At 60.4% G+C, this 23,630-nt stretch carries 25 protein-coding genes; 12 read left to right on the top strand and 13 right to left on the bottom strand.

Going from position 1 to position 23,630, the window contains the following annotated elements; genetic code table 11:
• Positions 1-36: 36 nt before the first annotated feature.
• Positions 37-405 carry a hypothetical protein gene (locus LQ249_RS10215; protein WP_232566435.1) on the bottom strand — a complete coding sequence of 123 codons (369 nt, stop codon included), beginning with the start codon at positions 403-405 and terminating at the stop codon, positions 37-39.
• A 236-nt stretch (positions 406-641) separates the two neighbouring features.
• On the opposite strand from LQ249_RS10215, the gene LQ249_RS10210 reads away from it, so the two are divergent.
• Positions 642-1,940, top strand: a complete 1,299-nt coding sequence (locus LQ249_RS10210) for a serine/threonine protein kinase (protein ID WP_046384200.1) — start codon at positions 642-644, stop codon at positions 1,938-1,940.
• Complete coding sequence (locus tag LQ249_RS10205; RefSeq protein ID WP_046384201.1) at positions 1,933-2,721, top strand: MlaA family lipoprotein; 789 nt, start codon at positions 1,933-1,935, stop codon at positions 2,719-2,721. The genes LQ249_RS10210 and LQ249_RS10205 overlap by 8 nt, the downstream gene beginning before the upstream one ends.
• A 71-nt stretch (positions 2,722-2,792) precedes the next feature.
• On the opposite strand, the gene LQ249_RS10200 is transcribed toward LQ249_RS10205, so the two are convergent.
• Genes LQ249_RS10200 through LQ249_RS10185 form a run of 4 tightly spaced genes read right to left on the bottom strand, consistent with a single transcriptional unit; the run spans position 2,793 to position 5,792 of the window.
• A complete protein-coding gene (locus tag LQ249_RS10200) occupies positions 2,793-3,569 on the bottom strand; it encodes an amino acid ABC transporter ATP-binding protein (RefSeq protein WP_269783951.1) in 777 nt (258 codons plus the stop codon).
• A gap of 17 nt (positions 3,570-3,586) precedes the next feature.
• Positions 3,587-4,309 (bottom strand): ABC transporter permease, encoded by a 723-nt coding sequence (locus LQ249_RS10195; protein WP_046384203.1) that lies wholly within the window; start codon positions 4,307-4,309, stop codon positions 3,587-3,589.
• On the bottom strand, positions 4,306-5,022 hold the full coding sequence (locus LQ249_RS10190) for an ABC transporter permease (RefSeq protein ID WP_046384204.1): 717 nt from the start codon (positions 5,020-5,022) through the stop codon (positions 4,306-4,308). Before LQ249_RS10190 ends, LQ249_RS10195 begins: the two co-directional genes overlap by 4 nt.
• A gap of 17 nt (positions 5,023-5,039) precedes the next feature.
• Positions 5,040-5,792: a transporter substrate-binding domain-containing protein gene (locus LQ249_RS10185; protein WP_108524425.1), complete on the bottom strand. Its 753-nt coding sequence runs from the start codon at positions 5,790-5,792 to the stop codon at positions 5,040-5,042.
• A 283-nt stretch (positions 5,793-6,075) separates the two neighbouring features.
• Here LQ249_RS10185 and LQ249_RS10180 point away from each other — a divergent pair, with 283 nt between their 5' ends.
• The gene (locus LQ249_RS10180) at positions 6,076-6,681 is read left to right on the top strand and encodes a TetR/AcrR family transcriptional regulator (RefSeq protein WP_046384206.1); all 606 of its coding nucleotides are present in this window, start codon (positions 6,076-6,078) and stop codon (positions 6,679-6,681) included.
• 135 nt (positions 6,682-6,816) lie between these two features.
• Here LQ249_RS10180 and LQ249_RS10175 read toward each other — a convergent pair whose 3' ends face one another.
• Positions 6,817-7,257 (bottom strand): GlcG/HbpS family heme-binding protein, encoded by a 441-nt coding sequence (locus LQ249_RS10175; protein ID WP_057003710.1) that lies wholly within the window; start codon positions 7,255-7,257, stop codon positions 6,817-6,819.
• Positions 7,258-7,523: 266 nt separating this feature from the next.
• Between LQ249_RS10175 and gcl the strand changes: the two genes are divergently transcribed.
• The 8 genes from gcl to LQ249_RS10135 all read left to right on the top strand — a co-directional run bounded on the left by gcl (position 7,524) and on the right by LQ249_RS10135 (position 16,999).
• Positions 7,524-9,299, top strand: coding sequence for a glyoxylate carboligase (gene gcl / locus LQ249_RS10170; RefSeq protein ID WP_232566434.1), 1,776 nt, complete (start codon positions 7,524-7,526; stop codon positions 9,297-9,299).
• A 10-nt stretch (positions 9,300-9,309) separates the two neighbouring features.
• The gene (hyi, locus tag LQ249_RS10165) at positions 9,310-10,092 is read left to right on the top strand and encodes a hydroxypyruvate isomerase (protein WP_126587907.1); all 783 of its coding nucleotides are present in this window, start codon (positions 9,310-9,312) and stop codon (positions 10,090-10,092) included.
• Between the two features lie 107 nt (positions 10,093-10,199).
• The gene (locus tag LQ249_RS10160; protein ID WP_046486391.1) at positions 10,200-11,090 is read left to right on the top strand and encodes a 2-hydroxy-3-oxopropionate reductase; all 891 of its coding nucleotides are present in this window, start codon (positions 10,200-10,202) and stop codon (positions 11,088-11,090) included.
• A 130-nt stretch (positions 11,091-11,220) separates the two neighbouring features.
• Positions 11,221-12,579: a glycerate kinase type-2 family protein gene (locus LQ249_RS10155; RefSeq protein WP_201022057.1), complete on the top strand. Its 1,359-nt coding sequence runs from the start codon at positions 11,221-11,223 to the stop codon at positions 12,577-12,579.
• 69 nt (positions 12,580-12,648) lie between these two features.
• Positions 12,649-13,524, top strand: coding sequence for an urea transporter (locus tag LQ249_RS10150; RefSeq protein WP_126587911.1), 876 nt, complete (start codon positions 12,649-12,651; stop codon positions 13,522-13,524).
• 31 nt (positions 13,525-13,555) lie between these two features.
• On the top strand, positions 13,556-14,380 hold the full coding sequence (locus tag LQ249_RS10145) for an ion transporter (protein WP_046384212.1): 825 nt from the start codon (positions 13,556-13,558) through the stop codon (positions 14,378-14,380).
• Positions 14,381-14,475: 95 nt separating this feature from the next.
• Positions 14,476-15,480: a sulfate ABC transporter substrate-binding protein gene (locus tag LQ249_RS10140; protein WP_046384213.1), complete on the top strand. Its 1,005-nt coding sequence runs from the start codon at positions 14,476-14,478 to the stop codon at positions 15,478-15,480.
• A 322-nt stretch (positions 15,481-15,802) separates the two neighbouring features.
• Complete coding sequence (locus LQ249_RS10135; protein ID WP_082643794.1) at positions 15,803-16,999, top strand: MFS transporter; 1,197 nt, start codon at positions 15,803-15,805, stop codon at positions 16,997-16,999.
• A gap of 30 nt (positions 17,000-17,029) precedes the next feature.
• Here the strand turns inward: LQ249_RS10135 and LQ249_RS10130 are convergent, their stop codons facing one another.
• Positions 17,030-18,538 (bottom strand): M10 family metallopeptidase C-terminal domain-containing protein, encoded by a 1,509-nt coding sequence (locus LQ249_RS10130; RefSeq protein WP_232566433.1) that lies wholly within the window; start codon positions 18,536-18,538, stop codon positions 17,030-17,032.
• 461 nt (positions 18,539-18,999) lie between these two features.
• Between LQ249_RS10130 and LQ249_RS10125 the strand changes: the two genes are divergently transcribed.
• Positions 19,000-19,881 carry a LysR family transcriptional regulator gene (locus LQ249_RS10125; RefSeq protein WP_169864005.1) on the top strand — a complete coding sequence of 294 codons (882 nt, stop codon included), beginning with the start codon at positions 19,000-19,002 and terminating at the stop codon, positions 19,879-19,881.
• On the opposite strand, the gene phnN is transcribed toward LQ249_RS10125, so the two are convergent.
• From phnN to LQ249_RS10100, 6 genes are all read right to left on the bottom strand, one after another.
• Positions 19,870-20,433, bottom strand: a complete 564-nt coding sequence (phnN, locus tag LQ249_RS10120) for a phosphonate metabolism protein/1,5-bisphosphokinase (PRPP-forming) PhnN (protein ID WP_017849448.1) — start codon at positions 20,431-20,433, stop codon at positions 19,870-19,872. The genes LQ249_RS10125 and phnN overlap by 12 nt on opposite strands.
• Before the next feature lie 168 nt (positions 20,434-20,601).
• Entirely contained in the window at positions 20,602-21,198 is a 597-nt protein-coding gene (locus LQ249_RS10115; RefSeq protein WP_046384216.1) for a LysE family translocator, read from the bottom strand.
• Entirely contained in the window at positions 21,199-21,366 is a 168-nt protein-coding gene (locus LQ249_RS31720) for a rubredoxin (RefSeq protein ID WP_017849446.1), read from the bottom strand.
• A gap of 32 nt (positions 21,367-21,398) precedes the next feature.
• Positions 21,399-22,211 (bottom strand): iron-containing redox enzyme family protein, encoded by an 813-nt coding sequence (locus LQ249_RS10110; protein WP_046384217.1) that lies wholly within the window; start codon positions 22,209-22,211, stop codon positions 21,399-21,401.
• Positions 22,212-22,588: 377 nt separating this feature from the next.
• Complete coding sequence (locus tag LQ249_RS10105; RefSeq protein WP_046384218.1) at positions 22,589-22,858, bottom strand: hypothetical protein; 270 nt, start codon at positions 22,856-22,858, stop codon at positions 22,589-22,591.
• Positions 22,859-23,221: 363 nt separating this feature from the next.
• Positions 23,222-23,617: a hypothetical protein gene (locus tag LQ249_RS10100; protein WP_017849443.1), complete on the bottom strand. Its 396-nt coding sequence runs from the start codon at positions 23,615-23,617 to the stop codon at positions 23,222-23,224.
• Between the last annotated feature and the right edge of the window lie 13 nt (positions 23,618-23,630).

The raw sequence follows: 23,630 nt of genomic DNA, 5'->3' as shown, positions 1-23,630 counted from the left end.
CGGTGCGACGATTCGACTTGCCCCCGATTGGCCCTATCAGGCCGCCCGTGACTTGCGGACCAAGCGCAACCCGGCAATCACCACCGCAAACACCGCAAATGTGGTGTTGTACAACGCCAACGCCGGCAACCCGAACACCAGCCCCAGCACCGCCAACCCCCTCCCCGCACGGCCCGGCACGAAAAACGCCAGCACCGACGCGATCAGCGCAGCCCAGCCCATCACCTGGAAGTGAATCATCAAGCCCAGGTTCGAACGCACCTGGCATTCCCAGCGGCTGGCTTCATCCGCGCAAATGCCGACCCACCGGCCATCCTCCATGAAGCCATAACGCGCGGCATAACTGGCGGCCAGCCATAATGGCAAGGCAATGAGCAGTAGGGTCAGCGGCAAGCGGCGGGACATGGAGCACTCCGATAGGCAAAAACGGCGCTCAGCTTAATCCCCCGGTGGCCGTTAGCAAGATGTGTACGCAGATAAGTGTCCATCAATACGCGGCAAAGTGTATCTTCTGCCTACTATTACCCCGACTCCGACGTTTTTTATCCGACTTTTCGTGCCGATGGCTGGCACTTCGGTGGCAACGCGGTGGTCATAGCCTGCGAACTTCATTCAGCACGTTTCCTCTTAGGGATTAAGTCATGCTCCGTTCCTTGCGCTGCGCTGCCTTGCTGGGCAGCCTTTTTTTGAGTGCGTCAGCACTGGCCGTCGACATCGACCAGGCCAGCTATGGCTTCCCTTTGACCAACCCGTTCGAAGCGACCATCGCCACCACGCCGCCTGACCTTCGGCCCAGCTTGCCGAGCGACGACGAAATCAACCAGTCCGACTACACCCTGAACATGCGTCCCGAGCGCGAGTTCAGCCTGCCCGACAACTTCTGGGCAGTGAAGAAACTCACCTACCGCATCGCCAAGCAAGACCGCGCCGCACCGCTGATCTTCCTGATCTCGGGCACCGGTGCGCGGTTTGACAGCAGCATTAACGAATACCTGAAAAAACTGTACTACCAGGCCGGCTACCACGTCGTGCAACTGTCATCGCCGACCAGCTTCGACTTCATGAGCGCCGCCTCGCGCTTCGCCACGCCGGGTATCACCCAGGAAGACGCCGAAGACATGTACCGCGTGATGCAAGCAGTGCGTGCGCAGAACGCCTCACTGCCGGTCACCGACTTTTACCTCAGCGGCTACAGCCTCGGTGCGCTGGATGCGGCCTTTGTCAGCAAGCTCGACGAAACCCGCCGCAGCTTCAACTTCAAGAAAGTGCTGCTGCTCAACCCGCCGGTCAACCTGTACACCTCGATCACCAACCTCGACAAGCTGGTGCAGACCGAGGTCAAGGGCATCAACAACACCACGACCTTTTATGAACTGGTGTTGAACAAGCTGACCCGCTACTTCCAGCAAAAGGGCTACATCGACCTTAACGACGCCCTGCTCTACGACTTCCAGAACTCCAAGCAGCACCTGACCAACGAACAGATGGCCATGCTGATCGGCACCACGTTCCGTTTTTCGGCGGCCGACATCGCGTTCACCTCGGACCTGATCAACCGCCGCGGCCTGATCATCCCGCCGAAGTACCCGATCACCGAAGGCACCAGCCTCACGCCGTTCCTCAAGCGCGCGCTGCAATGTGACTTCGATTGCTACCTCACCGAACAGGTCATCCCGATGTGGCGCGCCCGTTCCGATGGCGGCAGCCTGTTGCAATTGGTCGATCAGGTCAGCCTGTACGCCCTCAAGGACTACCTGCACACCAGCCCGAAAATCGCCGTCATGCATAACGCCGACGACGTGATCCTCGGCCCGGGCGACCTCGGCTTCCTGCGTCAAACCTTCGGCGATCGCTTGACTGTCTACCCGCTGGGCGGCCATTGCGGCAACCTCAATTACCGCGTCAACGCCGACGCCATGCTGGAGTTTTTCCGTGGCTAAATATCTTCTGCTGCTTGCCGCCCTGATGTGCGCAAGCGTGGCCAATGCCGACAACAGCAAGGCGCACGCGCCCACCGTCGTGGGTGCCGACGGCTTCAAGGAGCCGCTGAGCAAGCTCAAGTTCAACCCGGGCCTGGACCAGCGCGAGTTCGAACGCTCGTCACTGACCGCCCTCAACGTGTACGACCCGCTGGAATCGTGGAACCGTCGCGTTTACCACTTCAACTACCGCTTCGACCAATGGGTGTTCCTGCCGGTGGTCGACGGTTACCGCTACGTCACGCCGAGCTTCCTGCGTACCGGCGTAAGCAATTTCTTCAACAACCTGGGCGATGTGCCCAACCTGTTGAACAGCCTGTTGCAACTCAAGGGTCACCGCTCCCTGGAAACCACCGGGCGCCTGCTGCTCAACACCACCATCGGCGTTGCCGGGCTGTGGGACCCGGCTACCGCCATGGGCCTGCCGCGCCAGAGCGAAGACTTCGGCCAGACTCTGGGTTTCTACGGCGTGCCTGGCGGCGCCTATCTGGTGCTGCCGATCCTGGGCCCATCGAACCTGCGCGATACCAGCGGCTTGGTGGTCGACTACAGCGCCGAATCGCAGATCAACTTCCTGAACGTCTCCGAAGTCAGCTCCAACCATCCGGAGATCTGGGCCCTGCGCGTGGTCGACAAGCGTTACCAGACCAGCTTCCGCTACGGTCAGTTGAACTCGCCGTTCGAGTACGAAAAGGTGCGCTACATCTATACGGAATCGCGCAAGTTGCAGATTGCCGAATAAGCGCAGCGCGCGGTAAAAAAGCCATTCGACGCGCTCGAATGGCTTTTTTTTGCCTGCTCGATACCAGCCGCCTACCCCAGCACCTGCGCCAGAAACGCTTGCGCGCGAGGTGTGCGTGGCGCAGTGAAAAACGCCTCCGGCGGCTGGTCTTCGATGATCCGCCCGCCATCGAGAAACAGCACACGCCCGGCGACTTGCCGGGCAAAGCCCATTTCGTGGGTGACGCAGAGCAAGGTCATGCCACTTTCGGCGAGCATGACCATCACGTCCAGCACCTCGCCGACAGCCTCCGGGTCCAGTGCCGACGTCGGCTCATCGAACAGCATGATTTTCGGGGTCATGCACAATGCCCTCGCTATCGCGACCCGCTGCTGTTGGCCGCCCGACAGTTGCGCCGGGTATTTTTTCCAGTGTTGATCGATCCCGACTTTTTTCAGCAGCGCCATCGCCTGGTCCTGCGCGCTGTCGCGGGGCATGCCGCGCACGGACATCGGCGCCAGCATGCAGTTTTGCAAGACGGTCAGGTGCGGAAACAGGTTGAAGCCCTGAAACACCATGCCGACCTCACGCAAGGCCGCGCGGCAGAGCGTCGGCGAAGCGCTCAAGTCGGCGCCCAGCACCTGGATTCGGCCCTGCTGCGCCGGTTCCAGACGATTGAGGCAACGGATCAATGTGGACTTGCCGGAGCCCGAGGTGCCGCACAGCACAATCCGCTCGCCCTGCACCACGCGCAGGTCGATACCGTGCAGCACCTGGTATAGGCCGTACCATTTACTCAGCCCTTCGACGTCGATCACCACCGGCGCAGGCGCGCAGATCGACCGCTCAAACTCCCCTGATGACCCCATGTATCCACCCTTCCCTATCATTCGTCAGTTGGCCGCATGTGGCGGGTGAGTCGACGATTGATCCGGTTCACCCCTCGCCGGACACACTCGACCACCAGCAGGTAGACCAGCGCCACCCACACATACACCTGGAAATCAAAAGTGCGTGAGAACGCCAGCTTGGCCACGCCCATCAAATCCAGCAAGGTCACCAGCGACACAATCGCGCTGGCCTTGATGATCAAAATCAGTTCATTGCCCAGTGGCCCCACCGTCACGATGAGCACCTGCGGCAAGGTCACCTTGAAAAACGTGGTGGTGCGGCTCAACCCCAACACCGTCGCGGCTTCATAGTGGGCACGGGGCACGGAGAGCAACCCGCCGCGAAAGATCTCGGCCTGATAGGCCGCCGTATTCAAGGTGAACGCCAGCACGGCGCAAAACCACGGGTCGCCGAACCAGCCCCACAGGCCAAGGTCGCGCCAGAAACCGTGGAAGGAACCCAAGCCGTAATAGATCAGGAACAACTGCGCCAACAGCGGCGAGCCCCTGAAAAAGTAGAGATAGGCCCTGCACCCGTACTGCAACAAACGCCAGCGTGAAGTCCTGCCCAACGCCAACAGCACGCCAAGCACCATCCCGGCGCTGCTGGATATCGCCACCAATTGCAGGGTCAGCAACAAGCCATCGAACAACTGCGCACCGTAGCGCTGAAGCAGTTCAAGCCCGAGCCACTCGGCAAAACGCTCGCCCCCCATCATGAGGCACGCTCCCGACCCTGGCCGTAGTGCTTTTCAAGCTGCGCGATGCAAAACCCCGACATCGACGACAGCAGCAGGTACAGGCCACACGCCGCCAGATAAAACAGCATCGGTTCCTTGGTGGCGTTCACCGCCAGGCTGGTCTGGCGCATCAGGTCCACCAGGGAAATGGTCGACACCAACGCCGTGTCCTTGAGCAGGCTCAACCAGTTGTTCGAAAGCCCCGGCAAGGCGATCCTCATCACCTGCGGCAGCACCACCTTGAAAAACGTGTGCCTGCGGCTCAAGCCCAGTGCCTGGGCGCCTTCGTACTGGCCGCGCGCCACGGTCTTCAACGCCCCCAGCCACACCTCGCTGGAAAAGGCCGCCAGCACCAGGCTGAACGCGATCACCGCCGCCACGAAGGCGTTGATGCCAAACTCGGCCGAACCGCCCCAATACGCCTGGAACTTCTGCAGCGCGATCTGGATGCCGTAATACACGATCAATAACGTCAGCAACTCCGGCAGGCCACGAAAACAGGTGGAGAACAGCGCAGCCATCGCCCTCACCGTGGCGTTTGCCGATCTGCTGCACAGCGCCACCAACAACCCCAATGGCAACCCCAGCGGCACACACGCCAATGCCAGCGCCATCGTGACCCCTGCGCCCGCCAGCAGCGCGCCGCCCCACCCACCGGCGCCCAACGACAACAACCCTAATGACTCGAACATGGAAGACGCCCCCGCGCTTAATCATCCTCAAGGCCATGGGCCAACTTGAGCTGTCGATACGTGCCGTCGGCGATCACGTCCGCGATGGCCTGGTTCAGCCTGGCGCGCAACGCCTCATCGGCCTTGCGCACGGCAATACCGGCGTCGCTTTGCGTACCGGGGATAGCCAGCACCCGGCAACACTGCGGGTCGGTGTTCTTCAACCACTCCTGCATTGGCGCGCTGTCGTTGACCACCGCATCCAGGCGGCCGTTGAGCAGGTCGCTGTTGGCCTCGTCCTGGCCGACGTACAACTTGACCCGCGCCCCATTGGCGCCATAGACATCCTGGTTGTAGATACCCTGGGTGGACGACGACTGAGCGCCGACCGTCTTGCCGGACAACGTGGCCGGCGCAGCGTCCTGAATGTCGCTGCCCCTGGGCACTGCCAGAACCATGCGCGTGCGGTTGTAGGGCTGGGTGAAGCTGACGGTCTTCTGGCGCTCTTCGGTGATGGCCATCGAGGCGATGATCGCGTCGTACTTTTTCGCGAGCAGGCCCGGGATGATGCCCTCCCAGTCCTGGGCAACAATCGTGCATTCGACGCCGAGCCTGGCGCACAGGGCGTTCGCCATATCGACGTCAAAACCACGCAGTTGGTTATTCGAGTCCACATAGTTGAAAGGCGGATAAGCACCCTCCGTGGCGAAACGCAGCGGTTGCGCATGGGCTACCGACAACAGCCCGAGGGTGATCGTTACGGCATAGAGCGTCTGTTTGACCTGTTTCATGAAGGCACCTACCGAATTATTTTTATTCTGGGTAGTGCCTGAGGCCTGGCTAACCCGAAGGAACACGGGTGATTGACGCAGGCTCAGTCACTGACCCAGCGGACACTACGCCAACCTAAACAATTCGTCTATATTTTACAGATAGTCTATTTCCGAGTTTTTTGTAGGCCAAAACCGGGATGCACGATCGACCCCAAGAGTGTCGCGGGCACATTGTTGAGGCTCGCGGATGGCCGGTGCTACCATGCGCAACCGCCTGTCATGGCAAGGAACCCTCTGGTTTATGAGCAGCATTCGCGAGCGCAACAAAGAAAAGATCCTGCGGGCGGCGAGCGAGGAGTTTGCCGACAAGGGCTTCGCCGCGACCAAAACCAGCGACATCGCCGCCAAGGCCGGGCTGCCCAAGCCCAACGTCTACTACTACTTCAAGTCCAAGGACAACCTCTACCGCGAAGTGCTCGAGAGCATCATCGAGCCGATCCTGGCAGCCTCGACGCCGTTCAACCCGGAGGGTGAGCCTGCGGTGGTACTGAGCAACTACATCCGCTCGAAAATCCGCATCTCCCGCGACCTGCCCTTCGCCTCCAAGGTGTTCGCCAGCGAAATCATGCACGGCGCCCCGCACCTGAGCGCCGAACAGGTCGAGCAACTCAACGCCCAGGCCAAGCACAATATCCAGTGCATCCAGCACTGGGTGGACCGCGGGTTGATTGCGCCGATCGATCCCAATCACTTGATGTTCAGCATCTGGGCCGCAACCCAGACCTATGCGGATTTCGATTGGCAGATTTCGGCGGTGACCGGCAAGGCCAAATTGGATGAAGCGGATTACGAGGCGGCGGCGCAGACGATTATTCGGTTGGTGCTCAAGGGCTGTGCGCCGGACTAAAACACCGAGGCGCCTGTGGCAATCGGGAGCAAGCTCCCTCCCACCTTTAACTGTGTTCACACATTTCTATTTGTGAATACCGTCAAATGTGGGAGGGAGCTTGCTCCCGATGAGGCCCTGGCAATCATCCAATAATCAGGCTGACACCCCCGCATCCGCCCACAAACCCAGCGCTTCAATCGCCGTGATCGCACACTGCTCATCAATATCCGACGTGTCCCCGCTGATCCCGATCGCCCCCAGCACCAGCCCTTCCTGATCCCGAATCAACACCCCGCCCGGCGCCGGCACCACGCTGCCCTGCCCCAAGCTGTTCAATGCGGCGATAAACGCCGGACGTTGCTGCGCATCCAGCGCGAGCAAGCGTGAGCCTTTGCCCAGGGCAATCGCGCCCCAGGCCTTGCCGATGGCGATTTGCGGGCGCAGCAGGCTGGCGCCGTCGTCCCGTTGCAGGGTGATCAGGTGGCCGCCGCCGTCCAGCACCGCAATGGTCAGCGGTGCCGAGGCAATGGCGCGGCCTGCGGCGAGGGCCTGGCCGGCCAGGTTGACTGCGACTTTCAAGGTTAAAGCGCTCATGGGTGCCGTCCTTATCTTGTTATGGGAAAGCCGTGGGCTCTGTTGGAACAGATACCGGATGCGACAAATAGAACACAATAGAGTTATCTTTTGTATACAATATTTTCGCGCAAACCTACCGAATGTCGAAAAAATACCCTGCAAAGACCTTCCGACGAACGCAAAGGCTACTGAATAAAATGCATTGACCTGTGGCGCTCGCCGTGAATACACTTCGACCAAACACCACTTGTATACAATTACAAAACGCAAGAGGCACCAAAACAATGAGCAAAATGAGAGCAATCGAAGCCGCCGTTCTGGTGATGCGTCGTGAAGGGGTAGACACCGCCTTCGGTATCCCAGGCGCCGCGATCAACCCGCTGTATTCGGCCTTGCAGAAGGTCGGTGGCATCGATCACGTCCTTGCTCGCCACGTTGAAGGCGCTTCGCACATGGCCGAGGGCTACACCCGCACCAAGGCCGGCAATATCGGCGTGTGCATCGGCACATCGGGCCCGGCGGGCACCGACATGGTCACCGGCCTGTACAGCGCCTCGGCCGACTCGATTCCGATCCTGTGCATCACCGGCCAGGCCCCCCGGGCGCGGATGCACAAGGAAGACTTCCAGGCTGTGGACATCACCAGCATCGTCAAGCCGGTGACCAAGTGGGCGACCACGGTCCTCGAACCCGGCCAGGTGCCGTATGCGTTCCAGAAGGCCTTTTATGAAATGCGCTCCGGCCGCCCTGGCCCGGTGCTGATCGACCTGCCGTTCGACGTACAGATGGCCGAGATCGAATTCGACATCGACGCCTACCAGCCGCTGCCCCTGGCCAAACCGCTGGCCACGCGCATCCAGGTGGAAAAAGCCCTGGCCCTGCTCGACCAGGCCGAACGCCCGCTGCTGGTGAGCGGTGGCGGCGTGATCAATGCCGATGCCAGCGACCTGCTGGTGGAGTTCGCCGAGTTGACCGGCATCCCGGTGATCCCGACCTTGATGGGCTGGGGCACCATCCCCGACGATCACCCGCAGATGGTAGGCATGGTCGGCCTGCAAACGTCGCACCGTTATGGCAACGCGACGCTGCTGAAAGCCGACGTGGTGCTCGGCATCGGCAACCGCTGGGCCAACCGCCACACCGGTTCGGTGGAGGTGTACACCGAGGGGCGCACGTTCATTCACGTCGACATTGAACCGACGCAAATCGGTCGCGTATTCACCCCGGACCTCGGCATCGTTTCCGACGCCGGGGCCGCACTGACGCTGTTCATCGAAGTCGCCCGCGAGTGGAAAGCCGCAGGCAAACTCAAGGACCGCAGCGCCTGGCTGTATGACTGCCAGCAGCGCAAGGCCACCTTGCAGCGCAAGACCCACTTCGACAACGTGCCGGTCAAGCCGCAACGGGTGTACGAAGAGATGAACCAGGTGTTCGGCAAGGACACCTGCTACGTCAGCACCATCGGCCTGTCGCAAATTGCCGGCGCGCAATTCCTGCATGTCTACAAGCCACGTCACTGGATCAACTGCGGCCAGGCCGGCCCGTTGGGCTGGACCATCCCGGCGGCGCTCGGTGTGGTCAAGGCCGACCCGAGCCGCAAGGTGGTGGCGCTGTCCGGCGACTATGACTTCCAGTTCATGATCGAAGAACTGGCCGTGGGCGCGCAGTTCAAGCTGCCGTATATCCACGTAGTGGTGAACAACTCCTACCTGGGGCTGATCCGCCAGGCCCAGCGCGGGTTCGAAATGGACTACTGCGTACAGTTGTCTTTCGACAACCTCAACGCCCCGGAACTCAACGGCTATGGCGTCGACCACGTCGCCGTCGCCGAAGGCCTGGGGTGCAAGGCCCTGCGCGTGTTCGAGCCCGGCCAGATCCAGCCGGCACTGCGCCGCGCCCAGGAAATGCTCGAAGAATTCAAGGTTCCGGTGATCGTTGAGATTATTCTGGAGCGCGTGACCAATATTTCCATGGGCACCGAGATCAACGCCGTCAACGAATTCGAAGATCTGGCCCTGGTCGGCAACGATGCGCCGACCGCCATTTCCCTGCTCGATTAAGGAGAACCTTATGCCGCGCTTTGCCGCCAACCTGTCCATGCTGTTCACCGAACAGGCGTTTCTCGCTCGCTTCAAAGCGGCCGCCGATGCGGGCTTTGCAGGCGTCGAATACCTGTTCCCCTACGAATTCAGCTCTGCCGAAATCAAGGCGCAGTTGGATGCCAATGGCTTGACCCAGGTGCTGTTCAACCTGCCGGCCGGCGATTGGGCCAAGGGCGAACGGGGCCTGGCGTGCCATCCGGATCGGGTCGAGGAGTTCCGCGCCGGGGTCGACCTGGCCATCGCTTACGCCCAGGTGCTGGGCAACACCCAGGTCAACTGCCTGGCGGGCATCCGGCCGCAGGGCGTGGACGATGCCATCATAGAAAAGGCCTTTGTCGCCAACCTCAAATACGCCGCCGACACCCTGCAAGCGGCGGGTATCAAGCTGGTGATGGAAGCGATCAACACCCGCGACATCCCTGGGTTCTACCTGAACAACACCGCGCAGGCCCTGGCGATTCGCGAACAGGTGGGCAGCGCCAATCTGTTCCTGCAATACGACATCTACCACATGCAAATCATGGAAGGCGATCTGGCCCGCACCCTGGCTGCGCATCTGGGTGAGATCAACCACATCCAACTGGCGGATAACCCGGGTCGCAACGAGCCCGGGACCGGGGAGATCAACTATCGGTTCCTGTTCGAGCATTTGGACCGTATCGGTTATCAGGGTTGGGTCGGCTGTGAATACAAGCCGTTGACCACCACCGAAGCGGGTTTGGGTTGGCTCAAGACCCATAACGCCCTCTGACAGGCACAACACGCAACCAACCTGTGGGAGGGGACTTGCCCCCTCCCACATTTGGACCCCATGTGTTTGGCAGACCGCGCTCTATCGAATAAAAAGAGGATTTTTTCATGGCTAAAATCGGATTCATCGGCACCGGCATCATGGGCCAACCCATGGCCGCCAACCTGCAAAAAGCCGGTCACCAACTGTTCCTGTCCGAGCATCACGGCAAGGCGCCAGCCGAGTTGATCGCCGCCGGCGCCATCGCGCTGGCCACCCCGCAGCACGTCGCCCAGGAAGCCGAATTCATCATCGTCATGGTGCCCGACACCCCGCAGGTCGATGACGTGCTGTTCCGCGCCGATGGCGTGGCCGCCGGCCTGTCGCCGAACAAAGTGGTGATCGACATGAGCTCGATCTCCCCCACCGCCACCAAGGCCTTTGCCGCCAGGATCAACCAGACCGGCGCGCAGTACCTCGATGCGCCGGTGTCCGGCGGTGAAGTCGGGGCCAAGGCTGGCACCTTGAGCATCATGGTCGGCGGTGAGCCGCAGACCTTCGAGCGTGCCTTGCCGCTGTTCCAGAGCATGGGCAAGAACATCACTCTGGTCGGCGGCAACGGCGACGGCCAGACAGCCAAAGTGGCGAATCAGATTATCGTCGCGCTGAACATCCAGGCGGTGGCCGAAGCGCTGCTGTTCGCGGCCAAAAACGGCGCCGACCCGGCCAAGGTGCGTGAAGCGCTGATGGGCGGCTTCGCCTCGTCGAAGATCCTTGAAGTACACGGCGAACGCATGATCAAGGGCACCTTCGATCCGGGCTTTCGCATCAACCTGCACCAGAAGGACCTCAACCTGGCGCTGGCCGGGGCCAAGGAGCTGGGGATCAACCTGCCGAACACCGCTGGCACCCAACAGGTGTTCAGCACCTGCACCGCGATCGGGGGCGGCAACTGGGACCACTCGGCGTTGATCAAGGGCTTGGAGCATATGGCGAACTTCTCGATTCGCGACAAATAACCCACACCGCTGCCCTTTTGAAATGCCGTCAAATGTGGGAGGGAGCACGCCCCCTCCCACAGGTTGATCGCATTTCAATAGCCGCAATTGCTGCATCTCTAATAACAAAAAAATCCCCGGGAGCCCGCTTATGTCGGTCGATCCGCAACACCTGCTTCGTGAGCTGTTTGCCACAGCCATTGACGCCGCCCATCCCCGGCAAGTCCTCGAAGCCTACCTGCCCGCCGACCGCAGCGGCCGGGTGATTGTGATCGGCGCCGGCAAAGCCGCGGCCGCCATGGCGCTGGTCGTGGAAAACGCCTGGCACGGTGAAGTCACGGGCCTGGTGGTCACCCGCTACGGCCATGGCGCGCCGTGCCAGAAAATCGAAGTGGTCGAAGCCGCCCACCCGGTCCCGGATGCTGCCGGCATCAAAGTGGCGCAGCGTGTGCTGGCGCTGATCAGCCAACTGAGCGAAGACGACCGGGTGATCTTCCTGCTCTCCGGCGGTGGTTCGGCGTTGCTCGCCCTGCCCGCCGAAGGCATCAGCCTGGCCGACAAACAGGCCATCAACAAAGCCCTGCTCAAATCCGGCGCCACCATCGGCGAGATGAATTGCGTGCGCAAGCACCTCTCGGCGATCAAGGGCGGCCGACTGGCCAGGGCGGCATGGCCGGCGACGGTCTATACCTACGCGATTTCCGATGTGCCGGGCGACCTGGCCACGGTGATCGCTTCCGGCCCCACGGTCGGCGACCCAAGCACTTCGCAACAGGCCCTGGCCATTCTCAAGCGCTATGGCATCGACGCGCCGGCGTCCGTGCGCAGCTGGTTGCAGAACCCGGCCTCGGAAACCGTCAAACCCGGCGACCCGCTGCTCGCCCGCAGCCACTTCCAATTGATCGCCCGCCCACAACAGTCGTTGGAAGCGGTCGCGGTAAAAGCCCGCCAGGCCGGGTTCAGCCCGCTGATCCTCGGCGACCTCGAAGGCGAAGCGCGGGACGTGGCCAAGGTCCACGCCGGGATCACCCGGCAGATCGTGCAGCACGGCCAGCCGTTGGCGGCGCCATGCGTGATCCTGTCCGGCGGGGAAACCACCGTGACCGTGCGCGGCACTGGCCGTGGCGGGCGCAACGCCGAATTCCTGCTGAGCCTCACCGACAGCCTCAAGGGCCTGCCCGGCGTCTATGCCCTGGCCGGCGATACCGACGGCATCGACGGTTCGGAAGACAACGCCGGCGCGCTCATGACCCCCACCAGCTACGCCCGCGCCGAAGCGCTGGGGCTGTCGGCCTGCGACGAGCTGGACAACAACAATGGCTACGGCTATTTCGCCGCCCTCGACGATCTGATCATCACCGAACCGACCCGCACCAACGTCAACGACTTTCGCGCCATTCTGATTCTCGAGGCTGCCCACCCTGTTGAATGCCCCCTTCAGCATCCCGATGGACCTGCAAGGGCCGAAACTGCGGGTTGCTCAACCGGGGTCGATCAGACGTTGATCTAGCGCCGGTCAGGGCCTCATCGCAGGCAAGTCTGCGATGAGGACAACTCGCTCTCACTGAATCACACAACAATGCCCACTCCCTCCTGCCCCGACTGGGCCGAAGCGCTGCTCAACGGCTTCAGCCAGATCGTCCTGCAGCGCCAGCCGCTGTGTGGCCTGCTATGTCTGCTGGCGATCCTACTCGGCGCTCCGGCCCTGCTCGGCGGTGCACTGCTGGGTGGTCTCGCCGGCTTGCTCACGGCCCAGCGCCGCGACTATCCCAAGGCGGAACGCCAGGCCGGCCTGTACAGCTACAACGGTGTGTTGCTGGGCCTGTTGATCAGCCAGCACTTTGCCTGGTCGGTCATGGTGGTGCCGCTGATCCTCGCCTGCGGCGGCCTGAGTGCGATCCTGGCCCGACAATGGCTGCGACACACCACCCAGCCCGAGGCCTTGCCCGCCTATACCGCGCCGTTTGTCGGCCTCGGCTGGCTGCTGCTGGGCGCGGCCGCCGAAAGCGCCGTAGCCTTGCGCGAACCCGACGCTCTCGGCATCGTCAGCGCGCCTTTTAGCGGCCTCGCGCAAATCCTGCTGCTGGACCAGCCCCTGGCCGGCGCATTGATTGCGCTCGGGTTATGCCTGGCCAACCGCCGTGCCGCAGCATGGGCATTGACCGGCGCCGTCCTCGGCGTGCTGTTCGCCCTGCTGCTGGGCGAGCCCGTCGGCGCCCTCCTCGGCCTGCACAGCTACAACCCGGCGCTGGCCGCCCTGGCCCTGAGCGGCACACGCCGCCGACCTGGGTTGCCGCTGGCCGGCATCGCCCTGGCGATCATCCTCACCCCCGGTTTTGCCGCGCTGCACCTGCCCGCGTTGACCGCGCCCTTTATCCTCGCCTGCTGGTTGGTGCGCGCCAGCCGCCGGATGTGGCACAAAGCCCGCGTGGACAGCCCGTTCGAATCCCCCTAGGCTTGCCCGATATTCGATAGGGGCGAACGTGATGGACAGCAACAACGACTGGCGCCAGCGTCTCTATGTCATGGTTTTCCAGAGTGACACACCGGCCGGGCGGCGTTTCGACAGCACCCTGCTGCTGATCATTCTCGCCAGCCTGGTGGTGGTGATCCTCGACAGCATCCAGGAAGTCCACGACAATTACGCCGCCGTGCTGGCCTACATCGAGTGGGGCTTCACCGTCATCTTCGCCATCGAGTATGGCCTGCGCCTGTACTGCTCGCCCAAGCCGTTGCGCTATGCCTTCAGTTTCTATGGCCTGGTGGATTTGCTCGCCATCGTGCCCGGCATCCTCGCGCTGTATTACAGCGATGCCCAGTACCTGTTGATCATCCGCATCATCCGCATGCTGCGCATCTTCCGGGTGCTCAAGCTCGGGCCGTACCTCAAGCAGGCCAACTACCTGATGTCGGCGTTGCGCGGCAGCAAGCAGAAGATCGTGGTGTTCCTGCTCAGCGTCTGCACCCTGGTGACGGTGTTCGGCACCTTGATGTATGTGATCGAAGGGCCGGAGCACGGCTTCACCAGCATCCCCAAGGGCATCTACTGGGCGATCGTGACCCTGACCACCGTGGGCTTCGGCGATATCGTGCCCAAGACCCCGCTGGGCCAGGTGATCTCGTCCCTGGTGATGATCACCGGTTATTCGATCATCGCCGTGCCCACCGGGATCTTCACCGCCGAACTGGCCAACGCCATGCGCGGTGAACAGTTGCAAACGGACTGCCCGGTGTGCAAGAAAAACACCCATGACGCAAACGCGGCGTTTTGTTCACGGTGTGGCAATGCACTGTTTAATAAGTTGAAATAAGCAAAGATCTTTTTGATCTTTAAGCGAATGTGCCCCCCCGGCTATAGTCGCTGGCAAAGTGCCTCTCTCTACTCTCGTACAACAAGGAATGAGCAGTGAAAAAACTCGTTAGCGCCTCTCTTCTGGCCGCCGGCCTTGCATTGGCCGGTGTCGTCCAGGCCGCACCGACCACCCTGCTCAACGTGTCCTACGACGTGATGCGCGATTTCTACAAGGACTACAACGCCGCCTTCCAGAAACACTGGGAAGCCGAGCACCCGAACGACAAGCTGACCTTGCAGATGTCCTTCGGCGGCTCCAGCAAACAAGCGCGCTCGGTGATCGACGGCCTGCCGGCTGATGTAATCACCATGAACATGGCCACCGACATCAACGCCCTGGTCGACAACGGCAAACTGGTGCCGGACAACTGGGCTACCCGCCTGCCGAACAACAGCGCGCCGTTCACTTCGGCCACCGTGTTTATCGTGCGCAAGGGCAACCCGAAAGCCCTGAAAGACTGGCCGGACCTGCTCAAGGATGGTGTGCAAGTGGTCGTGCCCAACCCGAAGACCTCGGGTAACGGTCGCTACACCTACCTGTCGGCCTGGGGCTACGTGCTGAAGAACGGCGGTGACGAAGACAAGGCCAAGGCCTTTGTCGGCAAGCTGTTCAAGCAAGCGCCCGTGCTGGACACCGGTGGCCGTGCCGCGACCACGACGTTCATGACCAACCAGATCGGCGATGTGCTGGTGACCTTTGAAAACGAAGCGGAAATGATCGCCCGCGAATTCGGCCGCGATCAGTTCGAAGTGGTCTACCCAAGTGTCTCCGCCGAAGCCGAGCCACCGGTCACGGTGGTGGACAAAGTGGTCGAGAAGAAAGGCACGCGCGCAGTCGCCGAAGACTACCTGAAGTACCTGTGGTCGCCGGAAGGCCAGGAAATCGCGGCCAACAACTACCTGCGCCCGCGTGACCCGAAAGTGCTGGCCAAGTACACCGATCGCTTCCCGAAAGTCGACTTCCTGTCGGTCGAGAAGACCTTTGGCGACTGGCGCACCGTGCAGAAAACCCACTTCAACGATGGCGGGGTGTTCGACCAGATCTACAACGGGCAGTAAGCCGCTTGCACTGAAGAAACGCGAGCCCATGTGGGGGCGGGCTTGCCTGCGATAGCGTCGCCCGGGTGTGTCCGATACACCGGGGTGTCCGCATTGCAGGCAAGCCCGCTCCCACATTCGTTTGATGCCAAGCGTGATCGTCAGGCCGCCGGGTCGCCTGTTTCGGCCGGTGCGTCTGCATGTATCATGGGCGTTCGAAGCCAACGCCAAGGCTTCAGTCATCATTTCACGGCATGAGTGTTATCACCGCTAACAGCCTACTCGTCGCAGTGTCTTGTCTTTACTCTCGCTCGCCATCTTCCTTCGCTTTTATGAGAACACCATGAACGCTACTCCCCACGCTACGAGCACCATGACCCGCGGGATGGTGATGCTGTTTGCGTTTTGCTGCGGCGCCATCGTCGCCAACATCTACTACGCGCAACCGATCATCGAGCTGATCGCGCCGGACATCGGCCTGACGCCCGCCATGGCCAGCCTGATCGTATCGCTGACGCAAATCGGCTACGCCCTGGGCCTGTTCTTCCTGGTGCCCCTGGGTGACTTGCTGGAAAACCGCAAGCTGATGATCAGTACCACCGTGATCGCCATCGCCAGCCTGCTGGGTGCGGCGTTTACCGAGCAACCGAACCTGTTCCTGCTGGTGTCGTTGTTGATCGGTTTCAGCTCGGTGTCGGTGCAGATCCTGATCCCACTGGCGGCGCACCTGGCACCCGCCGAGTCCCGTGGCCGCGTGGTCGGCAGCATCATGGGCGGCCTGTTGCTGGGCATCCTGCTGGCGCGGCCGGTGTCCAGTGTGGTCGCCGACCATTTCGGCTGGCGCGCGATGTTCATGGCCGCCGCCGCGTTGATGGCCGTTATCAGCGTGGTCTTGCTGATGACCATCCCCAAGCGCCAGCCCGACCACAGCGCCAGCTATGGCCAGTTGTTGCGTTCCCTCGGCACCCTGCTGCGTGAACAACCGCTGTTGCGCCAGCGCGCCTTTTATCAAGGTTGCATGTTTGCCACCTTCAGCCTGTTCTGGACCGCCGCGCCGCTGGAGTTGGTGCGCAACCATGGCCTGAGCCAGACCCAGATCGCGATCTTCGCCCTGGTCGGTGCCATCGGTGCCATCGCCGCGCCCATCGCCGGGCGCCTGGCCGATGCCGGCCACACCTACCGCGCGTCACTGCTGGCCATGGTGTTTGCGGTGCTGAGCTTCCTGCCGGCCTTCGTACACCCGCTGTACAGCGTGATCGGCCTGGCGGTGACCGGCGTGGTCCTCGACTTCTGCGTGCAGATGAACATGGTCCTCGGCCAACGCGCCATCTACGCCCTCGACGCCAACAGCCGCAGCCGCCTGAACGCGCTGTACATGACCAGCATCTTCATCGGCGGTGCCTTCGGCTCGGCGATTGCCAGCAGCGTGTACGAACACGGCGGCTGGCTGGGCGTGATGCTGGTGGGCAGTGCGTTCCCGCTGGTGGCGCTGCTGCGCTTTCTCAGTGCTTCGCGCCACACTTCGGCGGTCACTGCCTGACGGCATGATGCCTCGGGATCGTGGGTGGGGTTACGAGCGCGGCCTGCCACTGGACGATGGGGCGATAATCTGCAGCAGCTGTAACACGAACGCTGACAGCGTCTTGGCAAGCATTTCGATCAGTGCGGACGGCCCGTTTGGGGTTTCACCCGGCGGCGGGGTTGGGGTTGGGGTTGGAGCTGGAGTCGGAGTTGGGGCTGGCGTCGGCACAGACTGAACTTCAGGCTGCGACCCATCCCACCGTACATCGCCAGGCTTGATCTGCCCCTTGCTGTTGATCACCATGTCCGCGTTGCCCGTCCCCTTCAGATCAATGGCCAGGCTCGCCCCCCCCGTACTGGCATCGTGTTTGAGCACCGCTTCACCGGCGCGGCCGCTGAACCGATCGGTAAACACCAGGGCGCGCACACCTGCCGCTTTTAACGCACCCGAGACGTCGATCTTATCGGTACCGCTGGTGAAGTCCTCGATCAGGTCGGGGCTCTGTGCGGCGGAGTCGCTGACGTTATCGTAGACAAACGTATCCGCGCCGCCGCCGCCCCTCAACGTGTCGGCGCCGGCACCGCCCTTGAGGCGGTTGGCCGCATCATTGCCGATCAAGGCATCACGACCGGCACCGCCGATCGCGTTTTCAATAACACATCCCTTGGCGACGGACACATTGCCCTTCAAGCCGCCCACGTCAGAGAACGACTCCGCATTCAGATCGACCTTCTGATCCTGGGAAAACCCGGAAAAATCCAGCGTATCCACACCACCACCATCCCACACACAGAACACCGGTTTGTCCCTGGCGCTGGTAAGGCTCATCACTTCGCGCTCGGTATTGGAGTTGAAACCATAGACGGTGTCGGTCTTGCGGGTCTGGTGGTTGGCGCCATACAAGCGTTGCGCCGCGGCGATATCGTCCATCATCGGGGCAGACGGATTGAGCGATCTGAAGTCATGACCGGATTGATGGCGTTCCGACCAGTAACTCATCACGGTGCGTGCCTTGGTGTCCTGCGCGTAGACCGCGCCGTTTTGGTAGTTGGCACCGTCGCCGTTATAGCGTCCCGGATGTTGCAGGCCAATAGCGTGACCGATTTCATGAATAGCCGTGACCGAAAAGTGACTGCCCAGCGCAGGCGAAGCCGCCCCGCCCCGGGTGCCGATCGTGGCTGCTGTCCGATTCGTGGAACCATGAGGTAAGTCGGCAACCCCCCGGTCGCCGCGAGGGTTGTTGTGGATACTGAGCGCTCCGTCCGTACCGTTTGACTGCTCGCGGAAACTGATATTGGCCACATCCTGCCAGGCTTGCACTGCCTGGTGCACGCGCTGTTTCTGCTGGGCGGTGAAACTCGCGTCGACCGTGTAGTGCAAGTCGATCTTCTGATCGCCGTTACGGTCACGGAAACGATGATTTTCCCGCGTGATTTGTTTGGCCGCCTGGTCCGTCGTAAACGACGGTTTCTTCGAGGCCCCGGCACCAAACGGGCCGGGGTCCGATATCGGAAACCCCATGCGGGAAGTTACAGAAAACAGATCAGGTCCATTCATTGTGCGGCACTCGTATTATTAATGAATACACAAGAACACCGAATCGAATCGATCCGGAGATTAAGTATCAATAACCGCGAGCCGCGTTAAACCAGGCTCATCGTTATCGCCGATAATCTCGCACAGTGAAAAATAGCGGACCAACACTATTTTAGTTTCAGCTGAAACAACCACACGCCGCGTAACATGCAGTCAGACAACCAGGATTTTATTTGCAATTTAAACATCCAACCACACAACCGACTCACCAATACCGGGTTGCTTTTACAATAAAAAAACAAATTCTAAACAAATACCCGTCACTGGCTTACTTCAATTCCCGCCAGACAAAGACATATCCACTTAAGCTTCTTCACGGCGATAAACCCCGCCTGGGAGCGGGTGACAAGCCATAGCCATTCCCCGTAGGCTTTGCGCCGTACTGCGTCGCGATGCGCTCAATCACAAGCAAGGGACACCCGATGGACCGCCTGACCGCCATGGAAACCTTCGTCCACGTTGTCGAAACCGGCTCGTTCTCCGCCGCCGCCAAACGCCTGGGCATCGGCCAGCCCGCGGTGTCGAAGAGCGTCGCGCAGTTGGAAGCGCGCCTGGCGGTGCGCTTGGTACTGCGCTCAACCAGGGGCCTGACGCCGACCGAAGCGGGCCTGGCGTATTTCGAAAAAGCCAAGCGCGCCATCGATGAGGCCAACGAGGCCGACGACGCTGCCCGCAGCGCTGGCGCCGGGCTGTCGGGTAACTTGCGCATCAGCGCCGCCGTGACCTTCGCCAGCCTGCATATCCTTCCGCACCTGGGGCCGTTCCTGGAGCAGTACCCTGGGTTGAACATCGATGTGGTACTCAACGACCACAGCCTCAACCTGGTGGAAGAAGGCATCGACGTCGCCCTGCGCATGGGCAACCTGAGCGATTCGGGGCTGACCGCACGCAAGATCGGGGCGTCGCCCTGCCATATCCTGGGCACCCCGGCCTACTTCGAACGCTTCGGCGAACCCGCCACGCCAGCCGATCTGCTGCGACACCAGGCGGTCATCTACACCCAGGGCGAGGGCGCGCGCTGGACATTTACCCGAGACGCCCGCGAATACCCGATCGTCGTCCATGGCCGCTTGCACATCACAGCGGCGGAAGGGGTGCGCGCGGCTGTGCTGAACCACTTGGGCCTGACCCTGGCATCGGCCTGGATGTTCGCGCCGGAACTGGCCAGTGGCGCGGTGAAGCCAGTGCTGACCGACTGGCATTTGCCGGCGCGAGACTTATGGGCGGTGTTTCCGACAGGGCGGATGGCGAGTGCCAAGGCGCGGGCGTTTGTGGAGTATGTGGAACGGTTGTCAACGCGCTGACGGGTCCAGGTAGCGCAGCAAACACTCGACCGTATGCTCCAGCGGGCCGGAGTTATCCAGCACGAGCAACCCCGCCCCCATGCCGGCCAGCAACTGCGCCGTAAACCGTGCATTACGCGCCAGGCGCGCATCGATATCCGCCACCGACTCACGCCCCCGCGCCAGCAAGCGCTGGCGCAGCGCCGCCTGATCGACACTCAGCAACACCACCAGCAACGCCGGGTAACGCTCGCGGGCCTGCGCCAGGTGGGCACGGGAGCCGTTGACCAGCACATCCTCCCCCGCCGCCAGCCACGCGTCGATGTCCGTGGGTATGCCATAGGACAACCCATTGGCCTGCCAACTCAACGCAAACGCGCCCTCGGCTTGCATCGCGACAAACTGCTCGGCGCTCACCCCCTGTGCCGCCTCGCCCACCGCTTCCGCCGAGCGCGTAATCACCCGACGCACAATGCGGCAGCCACGTTCGGCCAAACGTGGTCGTGCAGCGTCCAACAGGCTGTCCTTGCCCGAACCCGATGGCCCGATGAGATAGATCAACCTGCCCGCCATCAATACACCCTCTTCGCTTGTCTGCAGATTTGTTGCATGACCGACTACGTTTCACGGCGGCGGCCACAGTATCGGATTGTGACGCGCTACGCACTCGGTCAGGCGTGCGCGTAGGCGCTTTCATGTTCGGGTGCAGGAACTGTGCACGGTTTCCCGGAAGGCAGAGGGTCAGCCTCCAGACAAAACGCGCGCGCATTGCCACACCGCAAAGCCAATCAATAATCCACCGCTGATACGATTGATCACATCAAGATCAGGATTATCGATCAGCGCAGTCCTGATGAGGCTGCCACCCAGCGCATATAACATCTGGCCTAAAAATGAACCCACCAGAAAACCCGCCAGACTCAGGTAGAGCCCGAGCCCCTCAAACAGCGTGCCGCTGGCAATCACATAGGAGGAGATCGCTACGATAGTGAGTGGGTTCATTAGCGTCAGTAAAAAGACCGGGATAAATCCTGCTGTCGTTTTTACTTGTGCCACAGCTGTATGTTTTGCAAATGTAATGCCCCCCAGATAAAACAGGTAAGCAATTGCCACCCAGGTCAACAGACGGTTATTGGCTAGCCAAAATGCCTTGATTGTCTGCAAACCATAAAATGCGACAGCCGCAAAAACCGCATCTGCAACTGCCGCACCTAGAGCCCCAGGTAGTGCGCCGCGAAAGCCACAGGCGATGGACTGCCTCAGGATGATCAAGGCTATCGGTCCAAAACCTATGGAAAGCATTGTGGCGAATACCATCGAACTCAGAAAACCCTGCATCTAACTCAGAACCTCAATAAACAGCTTTTTCTTCGCTTGGCAGTGCGGGCATTGAAACGCCTCCCCAATCTCATCCCAAGTCGTGCCGGGTTCTATATCGACTAGAGCCTCGCCTGAAGACTCTGAATAAACGTAGTGGCAAATCTGGCACTCATAAGACCGACTCATAATAATGTCCTTCACTATCAGAAGTTCGATTTTCAGGCCAGCCGCCGATTCAAAGCGGCAAACATTTGCTCGAACCCATCCATAAATGCCATCGCCCCGCGCATTGCATGCGGGGCAATAGTTGGATTTTTCTCCAAGTACGAAATCATGATTTCGCGCCCGGTCGCGACATGCATAGGTTCAACCTCACAATGAATCGCAAAGAATGCCAAAACGGGGTCATCTTCGTCGACCAGGCCATATTCGCCGGCATATTTTTGAAATCCTTTCAGGAAAAACTGAAACTCTCGTGAGGAAGTCATTTCTGACGCCAAATGAAAACCCAATGCCTCACCTAAAAACTCAGAACGGTACATTCGATGGGTATTATTACCCATGGCGGTGCCCTCAGGAAGAATGTAGTGAGGATTGAACAGCTCAGCATCGGAAAGTCCCAGGTGAGTGGTCAGTTGTTTGAACATTTGATGATGGGTTGGCAACATATGCTTGCTATGTTGATGTAGACCGTATTCATCCACGGATGCGTAAAGAATATGCGCGGCTTTAGCCGTGCCGTGCCACATATCTTCTTTAATCCATTCATCCGTAACGCGCGCAGCCAATGCGACGATTCCAGCCGGAACATCCTTGAAGAAAGCCCAAATAGTTGCAAAAAATAGAGCCCTTTCTGGATGACTTAGTGGCTTATCGGAAATAATTTTCCCAAACGACTCAAGCTCACGTAGGGCAGAGTGCCGCACTATCGCATTTGCGATTTCATTATAACCAGCCTCGCACACTTTATATATTTCACCACGAGTAGATCTTTCATTTGATCCCGCGCCGATCGGATTCTGAACACTCATATAATTATCCTTGTTTTTATAACAAATGAATTTCAACCCGCCTTTAAAAAGGCATTGCACACAAAATTATTAGCATCACGCCACACATGTCAATCCACAAATCAATTATTTCCAACAAACCTATGAAACATGCGACTTAGAGCCTTGCCATCCGCTACGAACCAACTATGAGCCAACCGCCAAGTTTAAAAAAAACCTCCTTCCTACTCCAACAAAAGTAGGCAACACATAGAAACTTCCTTTTTTATTGAGTGAAACCTCTCATTTAATGGAGTTACATCCCCAACACCGCATCAACCATCCCCTGACGGGCAATTTCAAACTTCAACTTATGAGCTACCGGGCAGCATAATTACAGGTTTGCAGTTACCCCTCGCTCATCTCGCCCTACCTTTACGGTAGGCGTACTGTGGCGCGCAGGCCTCCTCGGCTCGCTGACCAGCCGCCGTCTCAATCAATACGGATATTGCGGGCGTGTCGCAGATCGCCATCCTGCGGAGTTCAAGTGCGAGTATCACGAAATCAATGTGACCCAGCCCTTCAGCAGTACAGGCGCGGTTTTCCGCCATGCCATCGCAGTAGTTTTCGCCTTGTCTGAAACTCAATTCCCTGGTCACCAAGTACGTGTCCGCAGAGGTGGCATTCATACCTACCTGCTCGCTACAGGGTCCGTCCTACAAGGCTAAGAAAGCAGCAACGCCGCGCCAGCAGCTTGTAGGTGTCGAGCCGATTTTTTCACCCAAACTGTCCGTCTAGGGGCGAATGGCGGCAGTCCGTGTGGAAAGTGCGAAGACAGCACAATCTTTTATCGAACGGCACTTGTTGAGAGTAAGGATGAAGATCCGCCGAATGACGCCATCAGCCTATGACGGACTCATGGCGCTGAGTTCGGAAATCATTTTTATCTGACAGACCTCTATCTCGGACAAGTCCGGCCCCGGCATTGGATCTCCAGCGTTTGAAGGACCACACTGCAGGCATGAAAAAGGCGACCCAAAGGTCGCCTTCTGTCACTGCGCGTACTGCTTGCTCAACCCCGGCGGTACGCCATGCACGTCGGTCTCTTCCCACGGCCCGTCCGGGCTGATGGAGCGGCTCCAGCCGTTGCTCCAGCGGTAGTAGGTGCGCTGGCGGTAGAAGGTGTCGGGCTGGTCTTCCAGCACATACACCTGCATCTTGCCGTCCCAGTGGCTGGCCGCGCCGGGTGGCGGGGCGAAGGTCGGCGACTTGCTCGGTGGCGCTTTCGCGGGTGCGGTGACCGGGCTGGAGGGTCTGGTGGCTGGCTTGGTCGAGGGGCCCGATGGGGGAATGGTCGGGCCGGTGGGTGCCGGAGGTGGGCGGTGGACCGCACAAGCGCTCAAGCCCAATACCAGGCTGAGCAGGGTGATGCGTGCAAGGGCGGTCATAGGCGTTTCCTCG

Origin of the sequence: Pseudomonas sp. 7-41, from assembly GCF_021233075.1 — a bacterium.
Classification (GTDB): Bacteria; Pseudomonadota; Gammaproteobacteria; order Pseudomonadales; family Pseudomonadaceae; genus Aquipseudomonas; species Aquipseudomonas veronii.
The sequence above is the reverse complement of the archived record's forward strand: the minus strand, read 5'-3'. Positions and strand labels throughout refer to the sequence as shown.